Source organism: Edaphocola flava (assembly GCF_004118155.1).
GTDB lineage: Bacteria > Bacteroidota > Bacteroidia > Chitinophagales > Chitinophagaceae > Edaphocola > Edaphocola flava.
Map to the genome: position 1 here is coordinate 1 of NZ_SAIQ01000009.1, position 2,500 is coordinate 2,500.

At 47.4% G+C, this 2,500-nt stretch carries 2 rRNA genes (1 of these 2 cut by a window edge); both read right to left on the bottom strand.

The window, feature by feature from the left end:
- Positions 1–6: 6 nt before the first annotated feature.
- Positions 7–116 (bottom strand): 5S ribosomal RNA (gene rrf / locus EMP01_RS15425).
- A gap of 79 nt (positions 117–195) precedes the next feature.
- Positions 196–2,500, bottom strand: a 23S ribosomal RNA gene (locus EMP01_RS15430) (it continues 569 nt past the right edge of the window).

The following is a 2,500-nucleotide window of genomic DNA, read 5'->3' on the forward strand; positions in this document are numbered from 1 at the left end:
AAATAAATATGGCAGCTACCTACTTTCCCGGAATACACCAGTATCATCGGCCATGATGGGCTTAACTACTCTGTTCGGAATGGGAAGAGGTGAACACCATCGGCAATACCACCATAAAAAGGTTATTGACAGATATTATCTTACAAAATAAGGTAACATATTGGGAAAACTAATCAACAGATTTCTTACTAATAAAGTATAAAGCGTACGTGCAATTAGTACTACTCGGCTTTGATGTTACCATCTTTACACCTGTAGCCTATCAACGTCGTCGTCTTCGACGGCACTTAAAAGTAAACTCATCTTGAGGTAGGTTTCGCGCTTAGATGCTTTCAGCGCTTATCCTTTCTGTACATAGCTACTCTGCACTGCACCTGGCGGCACAACAGATACACCAGCGGTACATACAACCCGGTCCTCTCGTACTAAGGTCATGTCCTCGCAATTTACTAACGCCCACCACAGATAGAGACCAAACTGTCTTGCGACGTTCTGAACCCAGTTCACGTGCCACTTTAATGGGCGAACAGCCCAACCCTTGGGACCTTCTCCAGCCCCAGGATGTGACGAACCGACATCGAGGTGCCAAACCTCCCCGTCGATATGAGCTCTTGGGGGAGATCAGCCTGTTATCCCCGGAGTACCTTTTATCCTTTGAGCGACGGCCCTTCCATACGGAACCGCCGGATCACTTTAGCCTGCTTTCGCACCTGATCGACTAGTCAGTCTCACAGTCAAGCTCCCTTATACTAATACGCTCTACTTACGATTACCAACCGTAATGAGGGAACCTTTGCGAGCCTCCGTTACACTTTAGGAGGCGACCACCCCAGTCAAACTACCCACCATGCAATGTCTCCGCTTACGCAGATTAGACTCTAAGTAACAGAAGGTTGGTATTTCAACGTTGACTCCACAAACACTGGCGTGCCTGCTTCATAGTCTCCCAACTATCCTACACATCTGGTACCCAAAATCAATGCAAAGTTGTAGTGAAGGTTCACGGGGTCTTTTCGTCCCGTGGCGGGTAACCGGCATCTTCACCGATACTACAATTTCACCGGGCTCGTGGAGGAGACAGTGTGCAACTCATTCTACCATTCGTGCAGGTCGGAACTTACCCGACAAGGAATTTCGCTACCTTAGGACCGTTATAGTTACGGCCGCCGTTTACTGGGGCTTCAGTCGCAAGCTTCACCTTACGGTTGACAAGCTTCCTTAACCTTCCAGCACCGGGCAGGTATCAGGCTCTATACGTCATCTTTCGATTTGGCAGGGCCCTGTGTTTTTGCTAAACAGTTGGTTGCACCATTTTACTGTGACCATATCGCTATGGTACGCTTTATCCCGAAGTTACAGCGTTAATTTGCCTAGTTCCTTCTCCACGGCTCACCCGAGCGCCTTAGAATACTCATCTCGACTACCTGTGTCGGTTTACGGTACGAGTCGTAATAAACATAACTTAGAGGGTTTTCTCGGCAGTCTGATTACAGTCACTATCCACGCCACCGAAGTTTTGTGGTACTATCAGGTTTCATCAAGGTCTACGCATTTAACTATAGACCCTCTAACTACGCCCTTTAACGAACTATTCCGTAAGTTCGCGGACTTTTCACTCCTGCGTCGCCCCATCGAATTTATTACGAGTACTGGAATATTAACCAGTTGTCCATCGACTTCCCCTTTCGGGTACGCCTTAGGTCCCGACTAACCCTGATCCGATTAACGTTGATCAGGAACCCTTAGTCTTTCGGCGATAAGGTTTTTCACCTTATTTATCGTTACTCATTCCTACATTTTCTTTTCTATCCGCTCCAGCATGCATCACCACACACCTTCAACGCAAATAGAATGCTCTCCTACCGATTTATGTAAACATAAATCCTATAGCTTCGGCACTACGTTTGATGCCCGATCATTTTCCGCGCCCGAACCCTCGACCAGTGAGCTGTTACGCACTCTTTAAATGAATGGCTGCTTCCAAGCCAACATCCTGGCTGTCTTAGGATTTGAACATCGTTTAACCAACTTAACGTAGATTTAGGGGCCTTAGCTGATAGTCTGGGTTGTTCCCCTCTCGGCCACGGACCTTAGCGCCCGCAGCCTCACTGCCACAGATATTTATTAGCATTCGGAGTTTGTCAGGATTTGGTAGGCGGTGAAGCCCCCTAGTCCAATCAGTAGCTCTACCTCTAATAAACTTCTTATATGTGACGCTGTTCCTAAAAACATTTCGGAGAGAACGAGCTATCTCTCAGTTTGATTGGCCTTTCACCCCTATCCACAGGTCATCGGATAACTTTTCAACGTTAACCCGTTCGGTCCTCCAGTGTGTGTTACCACACCTTCAACCTGCCCATGGATAGATCACAAAGTTTCGCGTCTGCACCTACTGACTTAGCGCCCTGTTAAGACTCGCTTTCGCTGCGGCTCCGTAACTTAAGTACTTAACCTTGCCAGTAAGTAGCAACTCGTAGGATCATTATGCAAAAGGCACGTG